A 21,939-nucleotide genomic window follows, 5' to 3' on the forward strand; every position below is an offset into this window, starting at 1 on the left:
TTTGGGATTGAGAAAAGTGGTAGTCCTGTTTTGGGCAACGGCCCGGTCTTAACAGACCGGGCCGAGTTTATTCCGGGGCACGGTTTTTTTTCCAAACGTCCCAGTCTTGGGGTGTATCCAAGTCCAGCAACGCATTTCGGTCGGGCAGGCGGTGCAGGTACACTTTTTGTGCATGTGCCTGGACCACCTTTTGCGCGCCTTCATCGCCCCGTAGGCCCGAGAGTTGATCAAAGAGCGATTGGTCAAAGACGACTGGATGGCCCGGCTTGCCATTTGCAGTGGCCCCACGCCAGATGAGGTTTTCCGGGTGGGCATCGCGTGCCTGTAAAACCGCGCGCAGATCGACCTGAGTCAGGTTAGGCAGATCTGCGAGCAATACCATGACAGCTTCTGCACCCGGCGGAACATGTCGCATCGCCGCCCGTAAGCTTGCATTCATTCCCTCTGCGGCTTCAGCGACCGGCACCGGAAGAACGTCCAAACCCTTTAGCGCCTCATATCGAGGATGCGGTTTTGGGGGCAGGGCGACTAATACGGGACCTACAGCTCGCGCCGTGCGTGCGGATCGCTTCAGCAGCGGGGTGTCGTCGATTGGTTGCATCAACTTGTCCACGCCGCCCATGCGGCTGGATTGACCGGCGGCCAGCAGTATGATGGGAACATTTGTCATGCAACCACCATGCCGCTGGTTAAACGCAGTGTCATCCCCTCATGCGTGCCCCGTCCGGATCGAACAAGGGCGTCGAGATCACCCGGGCCTTACGCATCTGCCCCAGGATTTCGATTTCGACCTCAAGCCCGTCTGACACACGCTCAGAAGGCAAGAACCCCATCGCAATGGATTTCTGCGCGAAGTGAGAAAAGCCACCCGACGTGCAGAAGCCAACCACCGAACCGTCCAGCCAGATCGGCTCATAGGCGTTGACGTCTGCATCTTGTGCATCGACTTCAAACGCAACCAATGTGCGGGCGCTTCCGTCCGCGCGGTCTGCCTCGGCGGCGGCGCGGCCGATAAAGTCGCTGTTCTTGCGGAAGGAGATGAAGCGGTCCAACCCGGTTTCCGCAGCGGTGTAATCAGGCGAGAACTCTCGCATCCACGAGCCAAAAAACTTGTCCAACCTCAGGCTCATCATCGCGCGCATCCCAAAGGGAACCATGCCATGTGTTTGCCCGGCTTCCCACAATGCCCACCAGAGTTGACGCTGGGCTATCGGATCGCAGTAAATCTCGTACCCGAGATCGCCGGTATAGCTGACACGTTGAACGATACAATCGGTCATGCCAACGGTCATACGGCGGACATCGAGGAACTGGAAATCACTCAGATCGTCACGCGTGCAGACGGCCAGCACCTGTGTTGCCTTGGGGCCTGCGATCTGAAACCCGTTCAAGCGGTCGCTGATGTTCTCGATGGATACGCCTTCCTGCACATTTTGTAAGAACCAGCGCATGTGGAACGCTTGGCTGCCGTATGAGGCCGTAAGTCGAAACTCGTTTTCGCTCAGACACGACACGGTGAAATCGCCGATCAATTTGCCTTTGGGCGAGAGCATCGGTGTCAGGGACAGGCGGCCGGGTTTTGGCATACGTCCAGCCATGATCCGGTCCAGCCAATCCCGCGCCGCTGGTCCGGTGATCCGGTATTTGCCAAAGTTGTGGACTTCGTTGATACCAACATTCTCGCGCACGGCACGCACTTCGCGACCTGTCGCATCGAACGCGTCGGACCGTCGGAACGATGGGGTCTCGAACCCCGGCTCCTCTCCTTGGGCAAAGTAGTTGGCGACTTCGAGCCCGTATTGCTGGCCCCAAACCGCGCCCAGATCACTGAAGATGTCGTACATCGGCGTTGTGCGGTTGGGACGCGCTGCGGGCAGTTCCTCGTTCGGGTAGGCGACGCTGAAGCGTTTCTGATAGTTCTCGATCACTTTGGGGCGGGTATAACCGGGGCTGATCCAGTCGCCGAACCGGGCCACGTCCATGGCAAACACGTCGCGTTCGGGCTCGCCTTCGATCATCCATTGCGCCAGCGTCAGGCCAACACCGCCGCCCTGGCTGAACCCGGCCATCACGCCACAAGCCGACCAGTAGTTGCGCATTCCGGGAACCGGCCCGACCAGGGGGTTTCCGTCGGGTGCGAAGGTGAACGGCCCGTGGATTACAGACTTCACACCAGCTTCGGCGAGAACTGGGAAACGTTTGTAGGCAAATTCGATGCTGTCGGTGATCTTGTCATAGTCATCAGGCAGCAGTTCATGGCCGAACTCCCAAGGTGTTCCATCGACGGCCCAGGGTTTACAGGGTTGCTCGTAAAACCCGATGCAAAGGCCGCGCCCTTCCTGCCGGAGATAGCTTTCGCCCGCCGGGTCCATCACATGGGGATGCTCGCCACCGGCGTCGATGATCGCCTCGATCTGAGGGATCGAGTCCGTGACAAGATATTGGTGTTCCATCGGGTGCAGAGGGAAGTAGATACCCGCCATCGCGCCCACCTCGCGCGCCCAGAGACCGCCTGCATTGACCACATGCTCCGTGTGAATCGTCCCCTTGTCGGTCACCACATCCCATGTGCCATCCGGGCGCTGGTTGGTTTCTCGCACCATGCAATGGGTTTCGATCGTGGCCCCACCCATCCGCGCCGCCTTGGCGTAGGCATGTGTGGTGCCCGAGGGGTCAAGATGCCCATCGAGAGGGTCGTAGAGCGCGCCGATGATGCCATCGGTATTGGTGATCGGGGCGATATTTTTGATCTCGTCCGGCCCGACGATTTCTGTTTCCAACCCCATGAAACGGTGCTTGGCGCGCTCGGCCAGCAGCATGTCAAAACGGTCCTGATTGTCGGCCAGGGTCACGCCGCCGACGTGGTGCAACCCGCAGGACATGCCTGTGATTTCTTCCAGCTCTTTATACAGTCGGATGGTATAGCCCTGCAGCGCGGCCATATTGGTGTCGCCGTTGAGGGTGTGAAACCCGCCCGCCGCGTGCCAGGTCGATCCGCTGGTTAACTCGGAGCGTTCCAGCAGCATGACATCCGACCAGCCCAGCTTGGTCAGGTGATACAGGACTGAACAACCGACGACACCGCCGCCAATGACCACCACGCGGGTTTGCAGTTTCATAAAGACCTCCGATTGATTTCCGCCAGTGTGCGCAGGGCGCTACTGAGCGCAATGCCAAACGCGACAAAACTTGTCGTGGAAGTCATTCGCAAGGCTGGATAAACGCACCCAAGGTCGGTCACGCGCCCGTTACAGAATCAATCTAAAGGCGCTGCGACTGCACCTTCGTGAGACTCTCAGTTAGGAAATGAAATGAGTAAATTCGAACTCAACCCCCAAGCGTTGAGCCGCCGTGAGTTCATGGCGAAATCTGCGGCCCTGGGCCTGAGCGCGGCTGTAGCCAGCACCATTTGGGCTGAATCCGGGCTGGCGGATACGCCCAAGAAAGGGGGGCACTTTGTTCTGGGTCTGAAAGGAGGAGAAAGCACCAACACTCTGGACCCGGCCCTGTCGACGTCGCACGTGACTGCGAAGGCTTTGCGCGCCTTTGGTAACACTTTGACGATTGTCACCGCAGATGGCGACATTGCCCCCAGCATTGCTGAAAGCTGGGAAGCGTCCGGGGATGGCAAGGTTTGGACTTTCCGCATTCGCAAGGGAGTAGAGTTCCACAATGGAAAGACCTTGACGCCAGAGGATGTTCAACAGACGTTGGCGCGTCACTCGAACGAGGATGCTCAATCCGGTGCGTTAGGGATCATGCGTGGGATCGAGGATATCCGGGTCGACGGTGACTATGTGGTCGTCACCTTAACCACCCCAAATGCGGACCTGCCGTATCTGATGTCGGATTACCACCTGGTCATGCAACCGGGTGGCGGCATGGACAATCCGGCCGAAGGCATTTCGACCGGGGCATACAAGGTCGTCGCGGACGAACCGGGCGTACGCTATGGGTTCGAAAAATTCGCCAACCACTGGGATGACAGCGTCGGCCATTATGACAGCCACGAGATTCTGGTTCTGAATGATGACACCGCTCGTTCGGCGGCTTTGCAGTCAGGTCAGGTTCACGCGATGAACATCGTCCCACCACGGACCGCGAAACTGTTCGGGCGCGCGCCTGGCATCAACATCAACGCCACATCGGGCCGCGGGCACTACATCTTTGTTATGCATTGCGACACCGCTCCGTTCGACAACAAAGACCTGCGTCTGGCGCTGAAATACGCGATCAATCGCGAACAGATGGTCGAGAATGTGCTGCGCGGCTACGGCTCGGCCGGGAACGATATACCGATCAATGAAGCCTATCCTTTGTTCGATGATACGATGGAACAGCGCGCTTTTGATCTGGCCAAGGCTTCCGAGCACTACAAAGCGTCGGGCCATGATGGCTCGCCCATCGTGTTGCATGTTTCGGATGCCGCCTTTGCGGGCGCCGTAGACGCCGCGCAACTGTTCCAACTGTCAGCGCAAGAGGCGGGCATCCCGCTGGAGATTCAGCGTGAGCCCGCAGATGGGTACTGGTCCGAAGTGTGGAACAACAAGCCGTTCTGCGCGTCCTATTGGGGTGGTCGCCCGGTGCAGGATCAGATGTGGTCGGTTGGTTATCTTTCCACTGCCGACTGGAACGATACGCGTTTCAAAAACGAACAGTTCGACGCGTTGCTCTTGAAGGCGCGTTCCGAGTTGGACGAGACCAAGCGCAAAGAGCTCTATGGTCAGATGGCCCGGATCGTCTGGGAAGAAGGTGGTCTGATCAACCCGATGTTCAACCAGTTCATCGATGGCTACTCGGATAAGGTGACCGGCTGGGGCGCGCACGCCAATGGCGACCTTATGGACGGCTATGTCGCCAGCCGTACCTGGTTCGCCTGAGGTAGAGATTGCGACCGGTGCCCTGATTTTGGGCACCGGTTTTCGCGACGCCTTACAGCGGGCGGACTTTCAAAGCGGTGATACGATTGCCTTCGCGATCGGTCACTTCGAAGCGGAACCCGTGGAACGAAAACACCTGACCCACGACGGGGATCATTTGTGCTTCGTGTATGACCAGCCCAGCAAGTGTATTGGCCTCTTCATCCGGCAGTGACCAGTCCAGCGCCCGGTTGGCATCACGGATGGTCATTGCGCCTTCGACAAGGTACTGCCCGTCTTCGGTGCGGGTGACAGGCACTTCTTCATCAATGTCAAATTCGTCTGCGATTTCGCCTACGATCTCTTCCAGAATGTCTTCCAGCGTGATCAGTCCGCGCAAAGATCCGTATTCGTCGACCACCAGTGCAAAATGGCTGTGCATCCGCAGGAATTCACGCATCTGGTCGTCCAGAGTGGTGGTTTCCGGCACGAAATAGGGGTCATTGGCAACTTTACCGATATCAAAGCTGGCCAGACGGTCAGTGCCGCCATCGCTGCCACCGGCTTGCGCATACATCGCTCGGAAAAGGTCTTTGGCATGCACAACACCCACAATGTTTTCCGGCTCATCCCGAAAGACGGGAAGGCGCGTATGCGGGCTTTCCAGACATTGCTTAAGGATCGCTTCGGGCGCGGCGTCGGCGTCAATCATCTCGATATTCGAGCGGTGCAACATGATCTCTTCCACCGCGCGGTCACCCAAATCCAGTGCGCCCAGAATACGGTCGCGGTCTTCCTTTTCTACCACGCCTTCGGAATGGCCCAGTTGCAGGGCGCCGGCAATTTCTTCACGAACAGCCAGAATGTTGCTGTCGGGGTCGATCTGCACCCCAAACAGGCGCAAGACACCGCGCACCAGCAATCGCACAGCGGCAACGATGGGCGAAAACACCGTCACAACCACGCTGATGATTGGTGCAACCGCAGAAGCAGCTTTTTCAGAATTGGTGATGGCGTAGGTCTTCGGCAGCACTTCGGCAAAGATCAAAACCAGCAATGTCATCACCAGTGTCGCCAAGGCCACGCCGCTTTCGCCGAACAAGCGTGTGAACAACGCCGTCGCCAGCGACGCCGCCAAAATGTTGACCAGGTTATTGCCCAGTAGAACCGATCCGATCAGACGTTCGTTGTCATCGGTGATCTCGAGCGCCTTTTTTGCCCCGCGTGATCCTTTGTCGGCCTGCGCCCTGAGTTTTCCGCGAGAAGAGGCCGTAAGCGCTGTTTCCGAGCCAGAAAAGAAGCCGGACAAGACGAGCAAAAGGAGGATAGCACCAGAGGTAAACCAGAAAGTGCTGTCGATCAGAGAAGGTGAGGGTTCCATAGGTCCTTGAGAGCTAGAGTTCTGCATCCGTTATGGGGATGCGACCCCGCCGGATCAAGGGCTTAGCCCTCGTCTTTCTTGGGGTCTTTGCTCAGCGGGTGATGCTGCAACACCAGTTCCGCCAGACGTTCGTCCAGAACATGGGTGTAAATCTCGGTTGTTGCGACGTCGGCGTGACCCAACAGGGTCTGGATCGAACGCAGATCAGCGCCATTTGCCAGAAGATGCGTGGCAAAGGCATGTCGCAACGTGTGCGGCGTAACCTTTTCGGGTGAAACACCACCGTGCACGGCCAGTTCCTTGACCAGCAGAAAGAACCTGTGTCGCGTCAGATGGCCCGATTTCCCGCGCGACGGGAACAAAAAGCGGGACCTTTGGCCACCTTTCTCAACGGTCTGCTCTTCGGCTTCATCCCGTTCGGTCAGCCAATCGGCCAATGCATTCCGCGCAGGTGGGGACAATGGCACCATGCGTTCCTTGCCACCTTTGCCCAGCACCAGCAGCATACGCGGATCGCCGCGCGCCGAGGAAACGGGCAGGGACACAAGTTCGGTCACGCGCATTCCCGTGGCGTAAAGCAGTTCCATCAGGCAAGTGTTACGCAACCGGTCCGACTGGGTGCGTCCGGTTTGGCGCGCTGCTTCAAGAAGGCGGTCCACCTCGGGCACACCCAAAGTTTTGGGAAGACGTTTCTGTCGCCCGGGACCTTTGATCTGAATGGCCGGGTTCACATCGTGCCAACCTTCCTCGAAGGCAAATCGATAGAGTTGTTTGATTGCCGAAAGACGTCGCGCTCGGGTGGAACGGGACAAGCCCTGCGCATCGCAGTCGATTAGGTAGGCTTCGATTTGGTCGCGGTCGGCCTGTTCAAACCCTGTGGCTCGGTGCTCCAGCCACGCGGCAAGATCTTTCAGATCACGCCCATAAGCCAGCAACGTGTTTGTCGCCGCGCCAAGTTCAGCCGCCTGCGCTTGCAGGAAGGTTGAGATCCATAGCTCGTTGGATGCTGGGCCGCCCATGGTCACCGCTCTTGCAGGATCAGCAGCGTCAGCGCGGCACGGCGGGCCGTGTCCTCAAGCCCCACCTTTCGGAAGGTTGCGATTGCTCCGGCCAGATCCACCAGATTGCCGCGCGCGCCATGGGCAAACAGTTGCATCGCTTCCAAAATGGCTTCGCCCAACTGACCGTTGGCTAACAACGCGTCGATGTCGCTGGGCACAGGTGCCAACCACTCGAATCCCTGCGCGACGGCATCTGCCAAGGGGGAAGGGGAAACAGCGCGTCCGGGATCGCCTTGCGCAAGTGCCGCAAGGAACAATGTGTCGGTCCCGTTGTTGGGCGTAGCAAGGGCTGCACGCTCATACATGTCGGACAACATGAGGATGCGCCAGCGCAGGTTTTCGGTGGCGGGCACCGGCAAAGTTACCTGCGACAAGCGCTCGGCAAAAAGGTCGGCAAAGGATACTTCAAGTCCCACGCTGCGCATCTGTTGCCAGACTGTAGGCAGAGTCTTTCCGATGGCGTCGGCATTGCCCGTATTCAGCGCGCTTTCAAATTGTTGGATGGCTGCGACACGATCCCAGACTGCGCCAGAAGCAGCGGGATCACGTTCGGTATACAGGCCCAAGAGCTGATTTGGGGTCAAAGCACCGATCCGCGTCAACCGTTCTGCGGCTTCGATCTGAGCCTTCCAGCCCGCGACGTCCCGCAGATCTGCATTGGCAAAAGCACGCGGCAAAGGGGCGGATGGCAGGCGTTCCCCGATGGCTTCGAACAGCCGGAAACTCAGCGGGTCCGGGTCTTCGGGCTGCGGCAAATAGGCTGCGCCCTCATAAAGCTCGGGGCTTAGAAACCGATCAAGAACAGCAAGGTCTTCGGGCGGCAGAAGTTCTAGTGCGTGCGCCGCTTCGAGTGTCAGCGCCGCAGACGCCCAATCCCCGCGACGTGCTTTGCAGAATATCTGCACCGCATAGTTCTGCGACAGATGAGGTTGGGCAATCAGGGCGGTGCAGCTGCGATCTTCGTCCCCGGTCAGCAGAGTTGCGTCAAACCAGCGTTGAAACCGCTCTTGGGTATCCGTCGGTCCTGCCAATTGCACAAGGGATTGTACAGGATCTGCTGCACCCAACTGCATCAGCCGATCCAGGCGGGCCAAAAGCAGCACCTCTTGCGCATCAGGCCCGGACGGGGCGCGGGATTCGGACAAGAGCAACGTGAACAGCAAGCGCTGCATGGCAGGATTGTCACGAACAGGGATTTTGGAGATCAACTCAGCCAGGCGAGCGGGGTCACTGCCTTTCCAAAGGTCGATCGGCAGTCCCGTAACGGTGGACGAAACAAGACCCAACGGCCGCGACAGAGCCTCAAGCGACGTCACCTCGATGTCCGGTAATGCGCCGTTTTGGGCGACCGGGGGCTCTAGCAGAACGGTTCCGGGAAGGTTTTCGGGCGGATTCGACAACCAATCGATGGCTGACAAAGGGTCCTGCGCCTGTGCCGATCCTGCCAGAAAGACGGCAAAAAGCGCCTGTTTAGTCGACATCCAGCACGACCGGTTCGCGGATTTCACTTTGGGGTGCTGAGAAATCCGCGCCAAAGAAAGGACCGACATAGGCATAAGCCACCAGCCCAATGAAACCCAGGCAAAGAACATATATCACGAATTTGATCAGACGGCCCATGGCCCCACGCTGCCTCAATTTTTGATTTTGGCCAAGTTATAACTGGCATTTTTCCTAAGATCACGTCATTCACAGAGAAATGAGCGAAATTAAGCATAACACGCACATCGCAGACGCACAGGGCAGGTTTGATCTGCACAAAACCGTGGTTTTGGTCGGGATGATGGGGGCAGGCAAGACTGCTGTGGGCCGCGCTTTGGCGGCGCGCTTGGGCGTTCCGTTTCTGGACAGCGACGCCGAGATCGAATCAGCGGCCAACATGACCATCCCGGAAATTTTCGAACGGGACGGAGAACCGTTTTTTCGGGCAAAGGAAGCGCAGGTTATCGGCCGCTTGCTGGAAGAGAAGAAGGGTGTCCTGTCCACTGGCGGCGGGGCATTTCTGCAACCGGGAAACCGGCGAACGATCAGCCAGCAGGGCGCCTCGGTATGGCTACGGGCTGACCTGAACGTGTTGTGGAACCGGGTGCGCCACAAGGACACGCGCCCGTTGCTTCGAACCGCAGATCCGTATGCGACATTAAAAGCCCTCTACGAGGCGCGCGTACCGGTTTACGCCGAGGCGGATTTGACGGTCGAGTCCGATGGCGAAACCTCGATCGAGAATATGGTGGACAGGGTTGTCGCAGCGTTGCTGGCGCGCCCCGATGTTTTGGAACAGAAGTAATGCATCAAACAGTACATGTGGATCTGGGCGACCGTTCGTATGATGTCGAGATCGGCCCGGATCTTCTGGCGCGGGCAGGAGAGTGGATTTCCCCACTATTGCCGCGCCCCAAAGTGGCCGTCCTGACCGATGAGAACGTGGCTGAGTTGCACTTGGACGCTCTGCGTGCGGGTCTCAACGCCGCCGGTGTCGAGATGACTGCCTTGGCCTTGCCTGCGGGCGAGGCCACCAAAAGCTGGCCACATTTTGAACGCGCGGTTGAATGGCTGCTGGCAGAGAAAGTCGAGCGCCGGGATGTGGTTGTGGCTTTGGGTGGTGGGGTCATTGGTGATCTTGCAGGTTTTGCTGCGGCTGTCCTGCGCCGCGGGGTCAGGTTTGTGCAGATCCCTACCTCGCTGCTGGCGCAAGTTGACAGCTCGGTTGGCGGCAAAACCGGGATCAATGCGCCTCAGGGAAAAAACCTGATTGGGGCGTTCCATCAACCATCGCTGGTTTTGGCCGATACCTCGGTCCTGGGAACCATGACCCAGAGGGATTTTCTGTCGGGCTATGGCGAGGTCGTGAAATACGGTCTGCTGGGTGACGCGGAATTCTTTGAATGGCTCGAGCAAAACGGCCCAAGCGTGTCCGCCGGAGACATGGCGGCACGCGTGCGGGCCGTCACCCGTTCAGTGCAGATGAAAGCCGATATCGTTGCACGGGATGAAACCGAACAGGGTGATCGTGCTTTGCTGAACTTGGGGCATACGTTCTGCCACGCGCTTGAGGCGGCAACAGGGTATTCCGACCGGTTGCTGCATGGCGAAGGCGTCGCCATCGGCTGTGCGCTTGCGTTTGAACTGTCCTCGCGTCTTGGCCTGTGTTCGCAGGAAGACCCAAGCCGGGTGCGGGCGCATCTACGCGCGATGGGGATGAAAACCGATCTTGCTGATATTCCTGGAGACCTTCCAAGTGCCAACGCGCTGGTGGAACTGATGGGGCAGGACAAGAAGGTTGTGGATGGGCAATTGCGCTTCATCCTCGCGCGCGGCCTCGGTCAGGCTTTTGTTACGTCTGATGTTCCGAAAGACGCCGTTCTCTCAGTCCTGTCAGACGCTTTGGCGGCGGCGTGAAACAGGGTCCTAGCGGCCCTGAATCACCATGAGTTCACCGATATTCTCACGCGTGATATAGCCCACCATGCGCCCGCCATGGGTGACAACAGCGATGGCCGGAGCGCCTTTGTGAAGATGCTCCAGCACCTCTTCTAGCCCAGTGGTCAGGGCGACTGAGGGAATATCGGCATCCATCACCGAAAGCGCAGAGGTTGATCGGGGCTGATCGCTGGCCAGAGCGGCGAACAGGCGATCCCGGGTTACGAAACCCAGCAGGCCACGATCATCCTCCAGGACAGGAAATTCGTGCTGTGTCGTATGAATGACGGCTTGCGCCGCCGTGCTGAGCGTGTCGCTGGGGGATAAGGCGTGAAACTCGGTGATCATCGCGTCCCGGGCCAAGACGCGGCGGGCGGCGGACCGCAATGCAACATCCTGGCTTTCTGCGTTGGCTGCGATGAAAACGAACACCGCAATCAGGACAAGGATGGGGTTTGCGGTGCTAAGACCAAGAAAGCCAAGGCCGATGGCGACGATCTGGCCGCCTATTGCGGCCAAACGCGTTGCTTTGACCCGGTCCATGCGCAAGCACAGCAGGGCCCTGAACACCCGCCCTCCGTCCATGGGAAAGGCGGGGATCATATTGAATGCGGCCAGCAGCAGGTTGATATAGGCCAACCTGTCCATCAACCCGGTACCGGGCGAGTCGATCTGCGCAAAGGTTTCAAATGGCGTCCCTGCGCCAAGGGCAACAAGTACGATCCAGATGACAATATTCACAGCAGGGCCCGCAAGCGCCACATAGACCTCTTGCATGGGTTTTTCCGGCATGCGTTCCAGCCGAGCCAGTCCACCGATTGGCAGCAGCGTTATGTCAGGAGTTTTGATACCATAGCGCCGGGCCATGAGGGCATGGCCAAATTCATGCGCAACCACACAGGCAAAAAGCGCCAGAACAAAAATAAGGTTGTCTATGGCGGCGGGCAGACCGCCCGCGGAATAGGCTGCAAAGCCGACCCATGCTAAAAGCAAAAGAAAAGTGACATGGACCCTCAGTTCGGAACCGAGCAACCGGCCGAGAGAGAAGGACCATGTCATGTCGTGTCTCCGTTTCGATTAGAACGGAATCTCGTCGTCGTCGATTCCACCTGATGCAGGCGCTGGTGAGCTGGACGGGCCACCGTAAGGGTCGCCGTAACCGCCACCAGCTTGGCCGCCGCCATAACCACCGACACTTCCGCCGCCACCTTCGCCACGGCTGTCCAGAAGGGTCAGTTCACCTCGATAGGGGCGCAGGACAACTTCGGTGGAATAACGATCCTGACCGGATTGATCCTGCCACTTGCGGGTTTCCAGCTGACCTTCGATGTAGACCTTGCTGCCCTTGCGCAAATATTGCTCGGCAATGCGGGCCAAAGGTTCTGAGAAGATGGCAACCGAATGCCATTCTGTACGTTCGCGACGCTCGCCTGTGTTGCGGTCTTTCCAGTTTTCCGAGGTGGCAATGCGCAGATTGCACACTTTGCCGCCGTTCTGAAACGACCGAACCTCGGGGTCGCGGCCAAGATTACCTACCAGAATGACCTTGTTGACTGAACCCGCCATGTAATTCCTCGTTCTGTTTCGCGTATATGCACCGAATCCGGCGCGGCTTGTTTCGTGAGACCCTATACGGCCTGCATCGTGGTTGAAACACAGTTGATACAACAGTGTTCAACAAGAGTCTTACTTTGATGTTTACCAAGCTTTCATTTTTGTCGGGAATACCTATACTCCGACTGGTTTCTGATCGAGCAGGATTGGCATTGATGCGTTCTTGGGTTGCTGGGTTTACTGTTGTCTGCCTTGTGCTGGCTGTTGCGCCCGTGCAGGCGCAAACGCTGTCCACCAAAAGCCGTAAGGATATTTTTCTGAAGCAATCCAAAGTTTTGGATTCACGCGCGGCCACTCAGTATCGGGATTCTGAGCGTCTCAAACCCAAAACGTCCCGCGCGCAGGTCAGCAAACGCTATACCGGAAAGTACCGGGGTCAGTATCTGGACCTGGCGAAGCAAGCTGCGAGGCTTCACAACATCCCCGAGGACTTGTTCCTGCGCCTTGTACAACAGGAAAGCGGATGGAATCCGCAGGCGAAATCTCACAAAGGCGCGCTGGGACTGGCGCAGCTGATGCCTCAGACCGCCGAGCTTTTGGGTGTAAATCCGCTCGATCCCAAACAAAACCTGGAAGGCGGGGCCAGATATCTGTCCTGGCAGTATCGCAAGTTCAAATCCTGGCCACTGGCTTTGGCTGCTTATAATGCGGGTCCCAAAGCGGTTGAAAAACATGGTGGTATTCCGCCGTATAAAGAAACGCAGAACTATGTGAAGGTCATCTGGGGCGGGTAAGCCCGGATGCTGCGACGCAGAGCGTCCAATTCTTGATTCCGTGCGGCTCGTCCAACTAACCTGAGAGGGTACCGCCCAGTAACTGGTGAGGCCCCTCATGCCTGTTGACCACCCGCAAATTCCCAAAGAAACACTGGCCAACTGGCAGCAACTGGTTGATCTGGTCGCCGAGTTGGCAGATGTGCCCGCGAGCCTGATCATGAAAACCGATGCGCCTGACCATGCGGTTCTGATCACCTCAGATCATCCCGAAAACCCCTATCCGGTCGGATTGACTTTCCAGCTGAATCCCAAACTCTATTGTCAGGGCGTTCTGCAGCGGGACGGAGAGCTGGTGGTCGAGGATGCCACCTGTGACCCGGTCTGGTCGGACAATGACGATCTGGAACACGGCATGACGTTTTACATCGGTCTGCCGCTGAAATGGCCCGATGGATCCGTGTTCGGAACAATCTGCGTTCTAGATCGCAAACAAAACCGCCGGGCATTGCTGTTCCGCGAAGGGCTGACGCAGTTTGCGCGCATGGTCGAGGCGGATTTGGCTTTGTTGCAAGAGGTTTATCTGCGCCGCGCGTTGGAAGAGAAACTGAATGAAACACTTGCGCAGCTTGAAACGCGGGTCTCGGATCGCACGCGTGAATTACAGGAAGCCAACACGGCGTTGCGCGTGTTGCTGTCTAGTCTTGAAGATGATCGCAAGAGCCGTGACATGGAGATTGTCGAACAGGTGCGTAGCCGGGTGCTGCCCTATCTGGATAAGGTTCGAGCGCAGTTGGCAGGTGATGAGTCGCAGAGTGTTTACCTCGACCTGGTTGAGAATAACCTGAACGAGATCACGTCGTCGCTGTCCGACAAATTGACAGATGCGTTTGCGGCGATGACCCCGACCGAGATGGAAATTGCCCAGATGGTGATGTTTGGAAAGACTACCAAGGACATCGCAAAGGCGCTGTCGCGCGAGACTTCGACAATCGACTTTCACCGCAACAACATTCGCCGCAAATTAGGCCTTGATGGGCGCGACCAGAACCTGCGCAGCCATCTTCTCTCAATTTCGTGATGGTGGAATATGGGGATTGCCCCCATATTCCACCCCTAATTTTCCGGTCTGAGCCAACATTCTTTGGCTTGTTACCCTCTGTGATGGGGTGCGGGCAAATCGCACACGTCCAACAGAGAGGTACATTAAATGGATCGCAAAGATCTGAAACCGACCATCCTGAACGGGGACAAGGATCACCTGGCACCTGGGCTTTCACGTCGATCATTTTTTATGGCCGCAGGGGCTGCCGGCGTTGGTGCGACGGCTTCAGTACTGGGCGCAAAACCGGCTGAGGCGCAGTCTCAAGCCTGGTTGCAACCGGGAAACAATAACCACGTCATCGATCTGCAGGGATCGACCGGGCAGGCCAGCACCGGAACGGTAGGGATCGACTATTATGGTCATTGCGCCATCAAAATCACGTCACCCAACGGGGCGACCGTTCTGTTTGACCCGTGGCGCGATGATCCATCAGGGGCGTGGGGTTTGTGGTTCCGCAACGAGTTTCCTCAGATCCCGGTGGATATCACGTTGTCGACCCACGCGCATTTTGACCATGACGCCATCGAACGGCCAAGCTCGACCATGGTGCTGGACCGGATGGTTGGCAAATTTGAGTTCGCCGATCTCAAGATCACTGGTTTTGCAGACAAGCACGCCTGCGTTGCACCCGGGTGGTATGATTGGACCAATGCGCTGGCCGAGTTCGGGGCAGAAGCCTGTCCGCCGAACAATGTGGGTCACATGGATATGGTGGTCTATCTGGTGGAAACCGGTGGAATTCGCACGCTGATCTGGGGCGACAATCGTCACAACCCGCCGCAGGAGTTCTGGGATGCCATTGGACAGGTGGATGTTCTGACATTGCCGGTGGACGGATCGGAACATATTCTCAGCTTTGAGCAAGGCAATGATATCGTTTCTAAACTTAAGCCCAAGGTTATCATTCCCACCCATTACCTGAACGAAGTCACATCCTACACACTGACCACGTTGCAATCGGCTGACGATTGGGTGAAGGGGCAGCAAAGCTACAAAATGCTCGAAAGCGCCAGCTTGCAGCTAGAGGCCGGTGACGTTGCCGGAATGAACCAAGAGTTCATGCATTTCGGCAACAATGTCATGACAGGCTGAGGACAATCGGGGACACCACTCACGCATATTCCTAAGCGCCGCCTGTCTCCCCGCAAAACGTGGCGCTACCAGAAAGGGCCGGTCAATGACCGGCCCTTTCTAAGTCTTATTGGCAAGGTTACTCCGCGGCGACTTTGATCACCGGTTCCATCCGCGCCAGAATGTCTTCGGCCAGATGGCATTTCACCTGATGCCCATCTGCCAAGGTCTGCACCGGCGGAACATGTGACTCGCAACGCCCATCCGGCACTTCGGATTTCCAGCGGCATCGTGTCTGGAACGGGCAGCCCGGCGGCGGGTTCATGGCTGAGGGAATATCACCTTCAAGCACGATATGCTGCTTCTCGACCGAAGTATCGGCGATTGGAACAGCGCTCAAAAGAGCTTCGGTGTAGGGGTGATAGGGCGGGGCAAAAACCTGATCGGTCGTGCCCAATTCGACTACATGACCCAGATACATGACCATGACCCGGTCACTGAGATACCGCACGATGGACAGATCGTGGCTGATGAACAGCAAGGTGGTTTTATGCTCTCGTTGGATTTCCATCAGCAGGTCGGTCACAGCTGCCTGCACCGACACGTCCAGGGCCGAGACAGGCTCGTCCGCAACCACGATACGAGCATCACCCGCAAAGGCGCGCGCAATGCCCACGCGCTGTTTCTGACCACCGGACAACTGGCGCGGCATCCGATCCGCAAATGCACGCGGCAGCTTCACCAGATCCAGAAGCTCCAGCATCCGCTTCTTGCGCTCGGCCTCAGAGTTTCCAACCCCAAAAATCTCGAGCGCTCGAATGATCTGACGCCCGACGGTCATCGAGGGGTTCAAGGTGTCAAACGGGTTCTGGAACACCATCTGAACTTCGCCAACCGTCTTGGCATCCCGTTCTTCGATGGGCACCTGTTCGATATTCCGATTGTCCAACAGGATTTGACCATCCGTGGCCGTTTCCAGCCCCATGAGCACCTTGGCAAAAGTAGATTTGCCGCAACCGGATTCACCCACGATGGCCAGCGTCTCGGATTCATGTGCTTCGAAACTGAGCGTTTCGTTGGCTTTCACAACTTTCGTCTCGCCGCCACCGAACAGAGCGTTTGCCGCAACCTCATAGTATTTCTTGAGGTTGTCCATTTTCAAAACAGTCCGCCCGATTTCGCCTTTCTCTTTCTGTTCGCCTACCGTGATCGGTGCGTTCCAGTCGATCTCTTGGAATTTCAGACAGCGCGTATGGTGCCGGTCATTTACTGGCACAGCCTCCATCAGAATGTCTTTTGCGTCGCAGCGCCCCTCTTCGAAGTAGTCGCAACGCGGACCAAAGTTACACCCCGGAGGCCGCTCATGGGGTAGGGGGAAGTTGCCGGGGATGGCCACCAGCGGACGCGAATTCTTGTCGGCCCCCGGCAGCGGGATCGACCGGAACAACGCCTGTGTATAAGGATGCTGCATCTCGTCGAACACATCCTTGATCGAGCCACGTTCGACCGCTTCGCCCGAATACATCACACACAGCCGGTCGCAGGTTTCCAGAACCAGCCCGAGATTGTGCGAAATGAACAGCATAGAGGTGCCGTATTTCTTGCCCAGATCCTTGACCAGCTCAACAACGGCGGCTTCGACTGTCACGTCCAAAGCGGTTGTTGGCTCATCCAGGATCAGCAGCGCCGGTTTCGACATCAGCGCCATCGCAATCACAATGCGTTGCTGTTGACCGCCAGAAAGCTGATGCGGGAAAGAATTCAGCATTCGCTCCGGGTCAGGCAAGCGCACATCCGTCACCACTTCCAGTGCTCGTGAATATGCTTCTTCCGCACTGACGCCTTCGTGGATCATCGGGACTTCCATCAGCTGTTTGCCGATCTTCATCGCCGGGTTCAGCGATGCCATCGGCTCCTGATAGATCATCGCGATTTCGTTGCCGCGAACATCGCGCAACTCTTCCGCCGACATTTCTGAAAGATCCCTGCCTTTGAACTTGATCGTCCCTCCGACGATCCGACCGTTCTTGCCAAGATCCTGCATGACACCCAACGCCACGGTTGACTTACCGCACCCGGATTCACCGACCAATCCCACAGCCTCGCCGGGCTGCACACTGACTGAGAAATCCATCACGGCGGGAATTTCCCGCAGGCGGGTAAAGAATGAGATAGACAGCTTGTCGATCTCCAGGATCGGACCGTCATAATCCGCCATTTTGCTCATCTTGTTTACTCCTCACCAAATGCGGGGATCCCCTTCATCTGGCTAAAAATACCTCGGGGGTCCGGGGGCAGAGCCCCCGGCCTCGATCACATCAGTCCTTCAGGCTTTCTTCGCGCAGACCGTCAGCCAGCAGGTTCAGACCCAGAACCAGCGACAGCAGGGCAAAGGCAGGCGGAAGGGCAGGGTGCAGGTAGATCGACAGAAGCTTACGCCCCTCGTTGATCGTCGAACCCCAGTCCGGGCTTTCAGGTGGAAGGCCCAGTCCGAAGAAGCCCAAGGTTCCCAGCAGTATGGTTGTGTAACCGATACGCAGACAGAAATCGACGATCAGTGGACCACGAGCATTAGGCAGGATTTCCCACAGCATTATGTACCACGGTCCTTCGCCACGAGTTTGCGCCGCCGCAACGTAATCACGGGTTTTGATGTCCAGCGCCAGACCCCGCACGATACGGAACACCGTGGGCGAGTTCACAAAGACCACTGAAACGAACACCACCAGAATACCGCCCGGAATGTCGAACAGATCCAGATATGTCGGCAGGCCCCAGATGCGATAGTCATCCGTATTAATCACATACCCACCGGTCGAAATCAGCGATAGGTACAGCCAGACCGTGATCCCCAGCACCGCCACCAGAAGCGGCGTTCGGAATTTCGGACGTGTATAGAACCGAGAGTTCAGCAAAACCGCCAGGAACAGGATCGGGAATACAAACAGCACCGCAGCCATATAGTTCGGTACCCCAGTCGCGACGATCTCGGGCGTTACCAGAAGGTAGAACAGCAGGATCACTGGGAAGGCAAGGATCAGGTTGGCCAAGAACGACAGGAACGTGTCCAGACGACCGCCATAATATCCTGCGGGCAGACCCAGAGTGATGCCGACCATGAAGGCAAACATCGTGGCAAGCGGCGCGATTTGCACCACGATCCACGCGCCCTTTACCATTCGGCTGAAGACGTCGCGGGCCAGATTGTCACCGCCCAGCAGGTACCAGGCATATTGCCCGTCTTCCAGATTTGGCAGAGGCGTGCCAGGTACCTTGTTCTTCATGCCCGAAAGCTGCGTCAGCGGGTCATGCGTCACAATCATGTCCATTGCGCCGAAGATGCCGGTAAACACCCAGAACATCACAAGACCGAAACCGATCATGCCGATGGGGCTGTCATAGAGTTTGCCGTACAATCCAAGACGCCGTTTAAAGGCGATGGACGACGCGAACATGATGATCAGCGCTACCCAAACAGGCAGGAACTGTTGCGACATCGCGCCGATGATCCCTGCATTGGTCCCCATAAAAATGCCCAGCAGCAGATACGCAACCGACAATCCGACGCTGGCCAGAAAGCTGTAGTGTAGCGCCGTTTGGATGAGGCCTCTCAGCCCACCGCTTGAACTGACAGAGCCATCCGAGTTTACGGTGATCTGCTGTTCAGGCAAAAAGATGCTCGCGACGATCCAGACTATGATCGAAAGCGCCAGTGCGGCGAGTGCGAGCAACAGGATTGGATTCAGGAAGGCGATAGAGCCGGTCCAGGTAAGTGGTTCCATAATCTATCCCTCCTTAAGAAATGCGAATGCGCGGGTTAAGGTAGACATAGCCGATATCCGAAATCAGCTGAGTCAACAGAACCACAAAGACCGACACGACCGAGATCGCCAGCAGAAGCTGAATGTCGTTGTTGCCCGCCGCCTGAACCAGTGCCCAGCCAAAGCCCTTGTAGTTGAAAAGGGTCTCGACGATCACGACGCCATTCAGCAGCCACGGGAACTGCAGCATGATGACGGTGAAGGGCGCGATCAGCGCGTTGCGCAGCGCGTGTTTCATGACGATGTTGCTGAAGGACACCCCCTTGAGCCGCGCGGTTCGGATGTATTGCGCGGTCATCACCTCGGTCATCGAGGCGCGGGTCATGCGGGCGATATAGCCCATCCCGTAAAGTGAGATGGTCAGTACCGGCAGGAAGAAGTTCTCGAAAGTCGGGTTTTCCATCGCTGATGTCGCCGTGCCCTTGAACCATTTTAGTCCAACGGTCGACGAGGTGAAAATCGCGATGAAGATCACGCCCGAGACGTATTCAGGCGTCGCGGTCGTGATGATAGAGAATGTCGACAGCGACCGGTCCAACGCGGATCCTTCGCGCATCCCAGCCAGAACTCCGACTAAAAGTGCAGACGGAACCATCAGGACCAAAACCCAGAACATGAGATAGCCGGTGTTGCCAAGACGGACGCCGACGATCTTTCCGACCTCATCCTTGAAGACAGTGGAATACCCCCAATCCCCTTGCAGGACGCCGCAATAGCGGGGCGTATCTTCTTCGGTCAAACCGGGACGCACACAGGTGCCCTGAAATGTGCCGTCTTCCAGTGTTTTGGTGAAGCCCGGCATCACGCCAAGCCACTGACCATACTTGATCAGCGTTGGCTGAAGGTAGCCACGATTCCCCAGCCATGTTTCGACCTGCTCGTCAGACATCCGCTGGTTGCCTTGCGTTTTGGCAAGCTTTTCAAGGTTCGGGTAGAGGTTGGTCAAAAAGAAGACCACGAAAGTCAGGCAGAGTGCTGTGAGTAGCATCACGCCAAACCGTCGGAGGATAAAAAGTCCCATGTTGGCCCCTGTTGTTCGGGTGTTCCGCAGATCAGTGGACCATTTTCTGGCCTCGGACATCCGACCCCGTGTCGGCAGGTCTGCGGCTGGAAAGGGGCGCCCAATCAGGCGCCCCTTGTGAGAAGCAGGCTGGCGTTAAGCGGCCCAGCCCCACTTGTAGTGATGATGTTCGAACGACACGTGCATGTCAGTACCGACCAGACCATCTTTCATATGGCGATAGAGCGCACGCCAATAGGGCTGGATGGTTACACCTTCTTCCTGGATCAAGGCCTCGCCCTTGGCGACGACTTCGCGGCGCTTGTCCGCATCTGCGATCGCCAGAGCTTCCGTCAGGATTGAGTCGAACTCGGCGTTGGACCAGCCAAATTCATTCCACGCTTCGCCTGTCCGATAGGCCAGTGCCCAGATTTGAACACCAAGCGGACGGTGGTTCCAGTTGGTCGAGCTGTAGGGGTACTTTGCCCAGTCGTTCCAGAAGGTGTTGCCCGGCAGAACGGTCCGCTTGACCTTGATCCCCGCGTCGCGCAGCTGCGCGGCCACGGCGTCGGTTGTGTTCCGGCGCCAGTCGTCGTCGATCGAGATCAGCTCATGTTCGAAATCGGCCATTCCGGCCTCTTCCATAAGGGCGCGTGCACCCTCAGGATCCACTTTCTGCGGTGGCAGTTCGTAATAATCTGGATGAATCGGGCCGACATGGTGGTTTTCGGCAGGCGTGCCGCGGCCACCAAAGCCCAATTCCAGGCAGACCGAATTGTCAACGGCCATTTGCAAAGCCTTACGCACGCGCTTGTCCGCGTAGACTTGCTTGCCATCAATTTCGGCCAGCTGGTTCGGCCGGATAACAATGGTGTTCATCGTGACCACTTCGGACTTCACATAGCCAAGTCCGTCCATCACGTCGATGAACTCGCCAACTGATTCATACAGCATGTCGACTTCGTCGGACTCCAGTGCCGCCAGCCACGCTGACGGGTCGGTTCCATAGTCGGTGTACACGATGCTGTCCAAAGCAGGGCGACCAAAGACCTCTTCTCCCCACCAGGTGTGATCTTCGTTGCGCGTCAGAACCGCTTTCACACCGACTTCCAGCTCACTCATCAGGTAGGGGCCCGTACCGACGTTGTTCAGCAGGTCAGTTTCGCTGAATGAGCTGTGTACGATCGCAGCCGGATAGTCAGCCATACCTGCGATCAGCGAGATATCAGAAGCAGGCAGGTTCAGCTTAACGGTGTTGGCGTCGACAACTTCGATCCCGCCTTCCACGGCCTGACCTGTATCTGCGTCAACCAGCGTAGCAAAACGACCAGCCATCGAGTTGGTTTCCGAACTCTTGTCACACCAACGTGCGATGTTGCGGGCCACGTCATCAGCGGTGAAATCATCGCCATTGTTCCACTTGACGCCCGAACGGACTTTCAGAGTGTAGACCGTTGCGTCTTCGTTGACTTCCCAGCCTTCCAGCAACATGCCGCGGAATGTCCCGTCCGAGTTGTACTCGACCAGATATTCCAGCGTCCCGCGTGAGACGTTCGCGATTTGCGACCAGTCATAAGTGCGCGGATCTTTCAGTGCGCGTACTTCTTGTTGAACGCGAATGGTTCCGCCTTCTTTCTTGGCGTCTTCGCCTTCGGCTTGAGCAGGAGCGGCAAGGCCGATCATGCCATATGCAGCGGCTGCGGTAACGCCCAGACCGGTGGCACGGGTCAGGAACTCACGGCGGCTCAGCTTGCCGTCACGGTATTCCTGTGCGTGCATCTCGGCCGCCCAGTGCACCTTGTCATTGGTGGTTACGTCATTCGTCATAGATGTCTCCCTGTGACATTAGATTTTGTTGATTGATTATGGTTCTACGCGACCCGGTTTTTACCGG

General features: G+C 57.3%; 18 protein-coding genes. 6 read left to right on the forward strand and 12 right to left on the reverse strand.

Going from position 1 to position 21,939, the window contains the following annotated elements; translation table 11 throughout:
* Positions 1–67: 67 nt before the first annotated feature.
* Both GOV89_RS03400 and GOV89_RS03405 read right to left on the reverse strand, forming a co-directional pair.
* Positions 68–670, reverse strand: a complete 603-nt coding sequence (locus tag GOV89_RS03400) for an NTP transferase domain-containing protein (protein ID WP_171237466.1) — start codon at positions 668–670, stop codon at positions 68–70.
* Positions 671–701: 31 nt separating this feature from the next.
* A complete protein-coding gene (locus GOV89_RS03405) occupies positions 702–3,119 on the reverse strand; it encodes an FAD-dependent oxidoreductase (protein WP_171237467.1) in 2,418 nt (805 codons plus the stop codon).
* A gap of 192 nt (positions 3,120–3,311) precedes the next feature.
* Here GOV89_RS03405 and GOV89_RS03410 point away from each other — a divergent pair, with 192 nt between their 5' ends.
* Complete coding sequence (locus GOV89_RS03410) at positions 3,312–4,880, forward strand: ABC transporter substrate-binding protein (protein WP_171237468.1); 1,569 nt, start codon at positions 3,312–3,314, stop codon at positions 4,878–4,880.
* Between the two features lie 52 nt (positions 4,881–4,932).
* Here GOV89_RS03410 and GOV89_RS03415 read toward each other — a convergent pair whose 3' ends face one another.
* The 4 genes from GOV89_RS03415 to GOV89_RS03430 all read right to left on the reverse strand — a co-directional run bounded on the left by GOV89_RS03415 (position 4,933) and on the right by GOV89_RS03430 (position 8,921).
* A complete protein-coding gene (locus tag GOV89_RS03415) occupies positions 4,933–6,240 on the reverse strand; it encodes an HlyC/CorC family transporter (protein ID WP_171174450.1) in 1,308 nt (435 codons plus the stop codon).
* Positions 6,241–6,302: 62 nt separating this feature from the next.
* Entirely contained in the window at positions 6,303–7,259 is a 957-nt protein-coding gene (locus GOV89_RS03420; protein ID WP_171174448.1) for a site-specific tyrosine recombinase XerD, read from the reverse strand.
* 2 nt (positions 7,260–7,261) lie between these two features.
* Entirely contained in the window at positions 7,262–8,782 is a 1,521-nt protein-coding gene (locus GOV89_RS03425; RefSeq protein WP_171237469.1) for a hypothetical protein, read from the reverse strand.
* Positions 8,772–8,921 (reverse strand): hypothetical protein, encoded by a 150-nt coding sequence (locus GOV89_RS03430; protein WP_171174444.1) that lies wholly within the window; start codon positions 8,919–8,921, stop codon positions 8,772–8,774. The genes GOV89_RS03425 and GOV89_RS03430 overlap by 11 nt, the downstream gene beginning before the upstream one ends.
* A gap of 79 nt (positions 8,922–9,000) precedes the next feature.
* Here GOV89_RS03430 and GOV89_RS03435 point away from each other — a divergent pair, with 79 nt between their 5' ends.
* Both GOV89_RS03435 and aroB read left to right on the forward strand, forming a co-directional pair.
* A complete protein-coding gene (locus GOV89_RS03435) occupies positions 9,001–9,588 on the forward strand; it encodes a shikimate kinase (RefSeq protein WP_171174443.1) in 588 nt (195 codons plus the stop codon).
* Entirely contained in the window at positions 9,588–10,700 is a 1,113-nt protein-coding gene (aroB, locus tag GOV89_RS03440; protein ID WP_171174441.1) for a 3-dehydroquinate synthase, read from the forward strand. The genes GOV89_RS03435 and aroB overlap by 1 nt, the downstream gene beginning before the upstream one ends.
* Positions 10,701–10,709: 9 nt before the next feature.
* Here aroB and GOV89_RS03445 read toward each other — a convergent pair whose 3' ends face one another.
* Together GOV89_RS03445 and ssb are read right to left on the reverse strand one after the other, a co-directional pair.
* Positions 10,710–11,780: a site-2 protease family protein gene (locus GOV89_RS03445; protein ID WP_171237470.1), complete on the reverse strand. Its 1,071-nt coding sequence runs from the start codon at positions 11,778–11,780 to the stop codon at positions 10,710–10,712.
* 18 nt (positions 11,781–11,798) lie between these two features.
* Positions 11,799–12,287: a single-stranded DNA-binding protein gene (gene ssb / locus GOV89_RS03450; protein ID WP_171237471.1), complete on the reverse strand. Its 489-nt coding sequence runs from the start codon at positions 12,285–12,287 to the stop codon at positions 11,799–11,801.
* A 203-nt stretch (positions 12,288–12,490) separates the two neighbouring features.
* Here ssb and GOV89_RS03455 point away from each other — a divergent pair, with 203 nt between their 5' ends.
* From GOV89_RS03455 to GOV89_RS03465, 3 genes are all read left to right on the forward strand, one after another.
* Positions 12,491–13,069 (forward strand): lytic transglycosylase domain-containing protein, encoded by a 579-nt coding sequence (locus tag GOV89_RS03455; protein WP_171174435.1) that lies wholly within the window; start codon positions 12,491–12,493, stop codon positions 13,067–13,069.
* Positions 13,070–13,166: 97 nt separating this feature from the next.
* Positions 13,167–14,129, forward strand: a complete 963-nt coding sequence (locus tag GOV89_RS03460) for a LuxR C-terminal-related transcriptional regulator (protein WP_171237472.1) — start codon at positions 13,167–13,169, stop codon at positions 14,127–14,129.
* Positions 14,130–14,258: 129 nt separating this feature from the next.
* A complete protein-coding gene (locus tag GOV89_RS03465; protein WP_171174424.1) occupies positions 14,259–15,245 on the forward strand; it encodes an MBL fold metallo-hydrolase in 987 nt (328 codons plus the stop codon).
* Between the two features lie 118 nt (positions 15,246–15,363).
* Here the strand turns inward: GOV89_RS03465 and GOV89_RS03470 are convergent, their stop codons facing one another.
* From GOV89_RS03470 to GOV89_RS03485, 4 genes are all read right to left on the reverse strand, one after another.
* Positions 15,364–17,451, reverse strand: coding sequence for an ABC transporter ATP-binding protein (locus tag GOV89_RS03470; protein ID WP_171237473.1), 2,088 nt, complete (start codon positions 17,449–17,451; stop codon positions 15,364–15,366).
* 91 nt (positions 17,452–17,542) lie between these two features.
* Entirely contained in the window at positions 17,543–19,006 is a 1,464-nt protein-coding gene (locus GOV89_RS03475; RefSeq protein ID WP_171174420.1) for an ABC transporter permease, read from the reverse strand.
* 13 nt (positions 19,007–19,019) lie between these two features.
* The gene (locus tag GOV89_RS03480) at positions 19,020–20,066 is read right to left on the reverse strand and encodes an ABC transporter permease (protein ID WP_171174417.1); all 1,047 of its coding nucleotides are present in this window, start codon (positions 20,064–20,066) and stop codon (positions 19,020–19,022) included.
* 135 nt (positions 20,067–20,201) lie between these two features.
* Positions 20,202–21,872, reverse strand: coding sequence for an ABC transporter substrate-binding protein (locus tag GOV89_RS03485; RefSeq protein WP_171174416.1), 1,671 nt, complete (start codon positions 21,870–21,872; stop codon positions 20,202–20,204).
* Positions 21,873–21,939: the final 67 nt, after the last annotated feature.

The organism is Ruegeria sp. HKCCA5763 (genome assembly GCF_013034545.1).
Classification (GTDB): domain Bacteria; phylum Pseudomonadota; class Alphaproteobacteria; order Rhodobacterales; family Rhodobacteraceae; genus Ruegeria.

What these genes read in the sequence shown, in the direction of transcription:
- GOV89_RS03420 (WP_171174448.1), bottom strand. Translation starts at nt 7,259, where the DNA reads ATGGGCGGCCCAGCATCCAACGAGCTATGGATCTCAACCTTCCTGCAA.
- GOV89_RS03430 (WP_171174444.1), bottom strand. Translation starts at nt 8,921, where the DNA reads ATGGGCCGTCTGATCAAATTCGTGATATATGTTCTTTGCCTGGGTTTC.
- GOV89_RS03425 (WP_171237469.1), bottom strand. Translation starts at nt 8,782, where the DNA reads ATGTCGACTAAACAGGCGCTTTTTGCCGTCTTTCTGGCAGGATCGGCA.
- GOV89_RS03415 (WP_171174450.1), bottom strand. Translation starts at nt 6,240, where the DNA reads ATGGAACCCTCACCTTCTCTGATCGACAGCACTTTCTGGTTTACCTCT.
- GOV89_RS03460 (WP_171237472.1), top strand. Translation starts at nt 13,167, where the DNA reads ATGCCTGTTGACCACCCGCAAATTCCCAAAGAAACACTGGCCAACTGG.
- GOV89_RS03410 (WP_171237468.1), top strand. Translation starts at nt 3,312, where the DNA reads ATGAGTAAATTCGAACTCAACCCCCAAGCGTTGAGCCGCCGTGAGTTC.
- aroB (WP_171174441.1), top strand. Translation starts at nt 9,588, where the DNA reads ATGCATCAAACAGTACATGTGGATCTGGGCGACCGTTCGTATGATGTC.
- GOV89_RS03445 (WP_171237470.1), bottom strand. Translation starts at nt 11,780, where the DNA reads ATGACATGGTCCTTCTCTCTCGGCCGGTTGCTCGGTTCCGAACTGAGG.
- GOV89_RS03435 (WP_171174443.1), top strand. Translation starts at nt 9,001, where the DNA reads ATGAGCGAAATTAAGCATAACACGCACATCGCAGACGCACAGGGCAGG.
- GOV89_RS03400 (WP_171237466.1), bottom strand. Translation starts at nt 670, where the DNA reads ATGACAAATGTTCCCATCATACTGCTGGCCGCCGGTCAATCCAGCCGC.
- ssb (WP_171237471.1), bottom strand. Translation starts at nt 12,287, where the DNA reads ATGGCGGGTTCAGTCAACAAGGTCATTCTGGTAGGTAATCTTGGCCGC.
- GOV89_RS03475 (WP_171174420.1), bottom strand. Translation starts at nt 19,006, where the DNA reads ATGGAACCACTTACCTGGACCGGCTCTATCGCCTTCCTGAATCCAATC.
- GOV89_RS03405 (WP_171237467.1), bottom strand. Translation starts at nt 3,119, where the DNA reads ATGAAACTGCAAACCCGCGTGGTGGTCATTGGCGGCGGTGTCGTCGGT.
- GOV89_RS03485 (WP_171174416.1), bottom strand. Translation starts at nt 21,872, where the DNA reads ATGACGAATGACGTAACCACCAATGACAAGGTGCACTGGGCGGCCGAG.
- GOV89_RS03470 (WP_171237473.1), bottom strand. Translation starts at nt 17,451, where the DNA reads ATGAGCAAAATGGCGGATTATGACGGTCCGATCCTGGAGATCGACAAG.
- GOV89_RS03455 (WP_171174435.1), top strand. Translation starts at nt 12,491, where the DNA reads ATGCGTTCTTGGGTTGCTGGGTTTACTGTTGTCTGCCTTGTGCTGGCT.
- GOV89_RS03465 (WP_171174424.1), top strand. Translation starts at nt 14,259, where the DNA reads ATGGATCGCAAAGATCTGAAACCGACCATCCTGAACGGGGACAAGGAT.
- GOV89_RS03480 (WP_171174417.1), bottom strand. Translation starts at nt 20,066, where the DNA reads ATGGGACTTTTTATCCTCCGACGGTTTGGCGTGATGCTACTCACAGCA.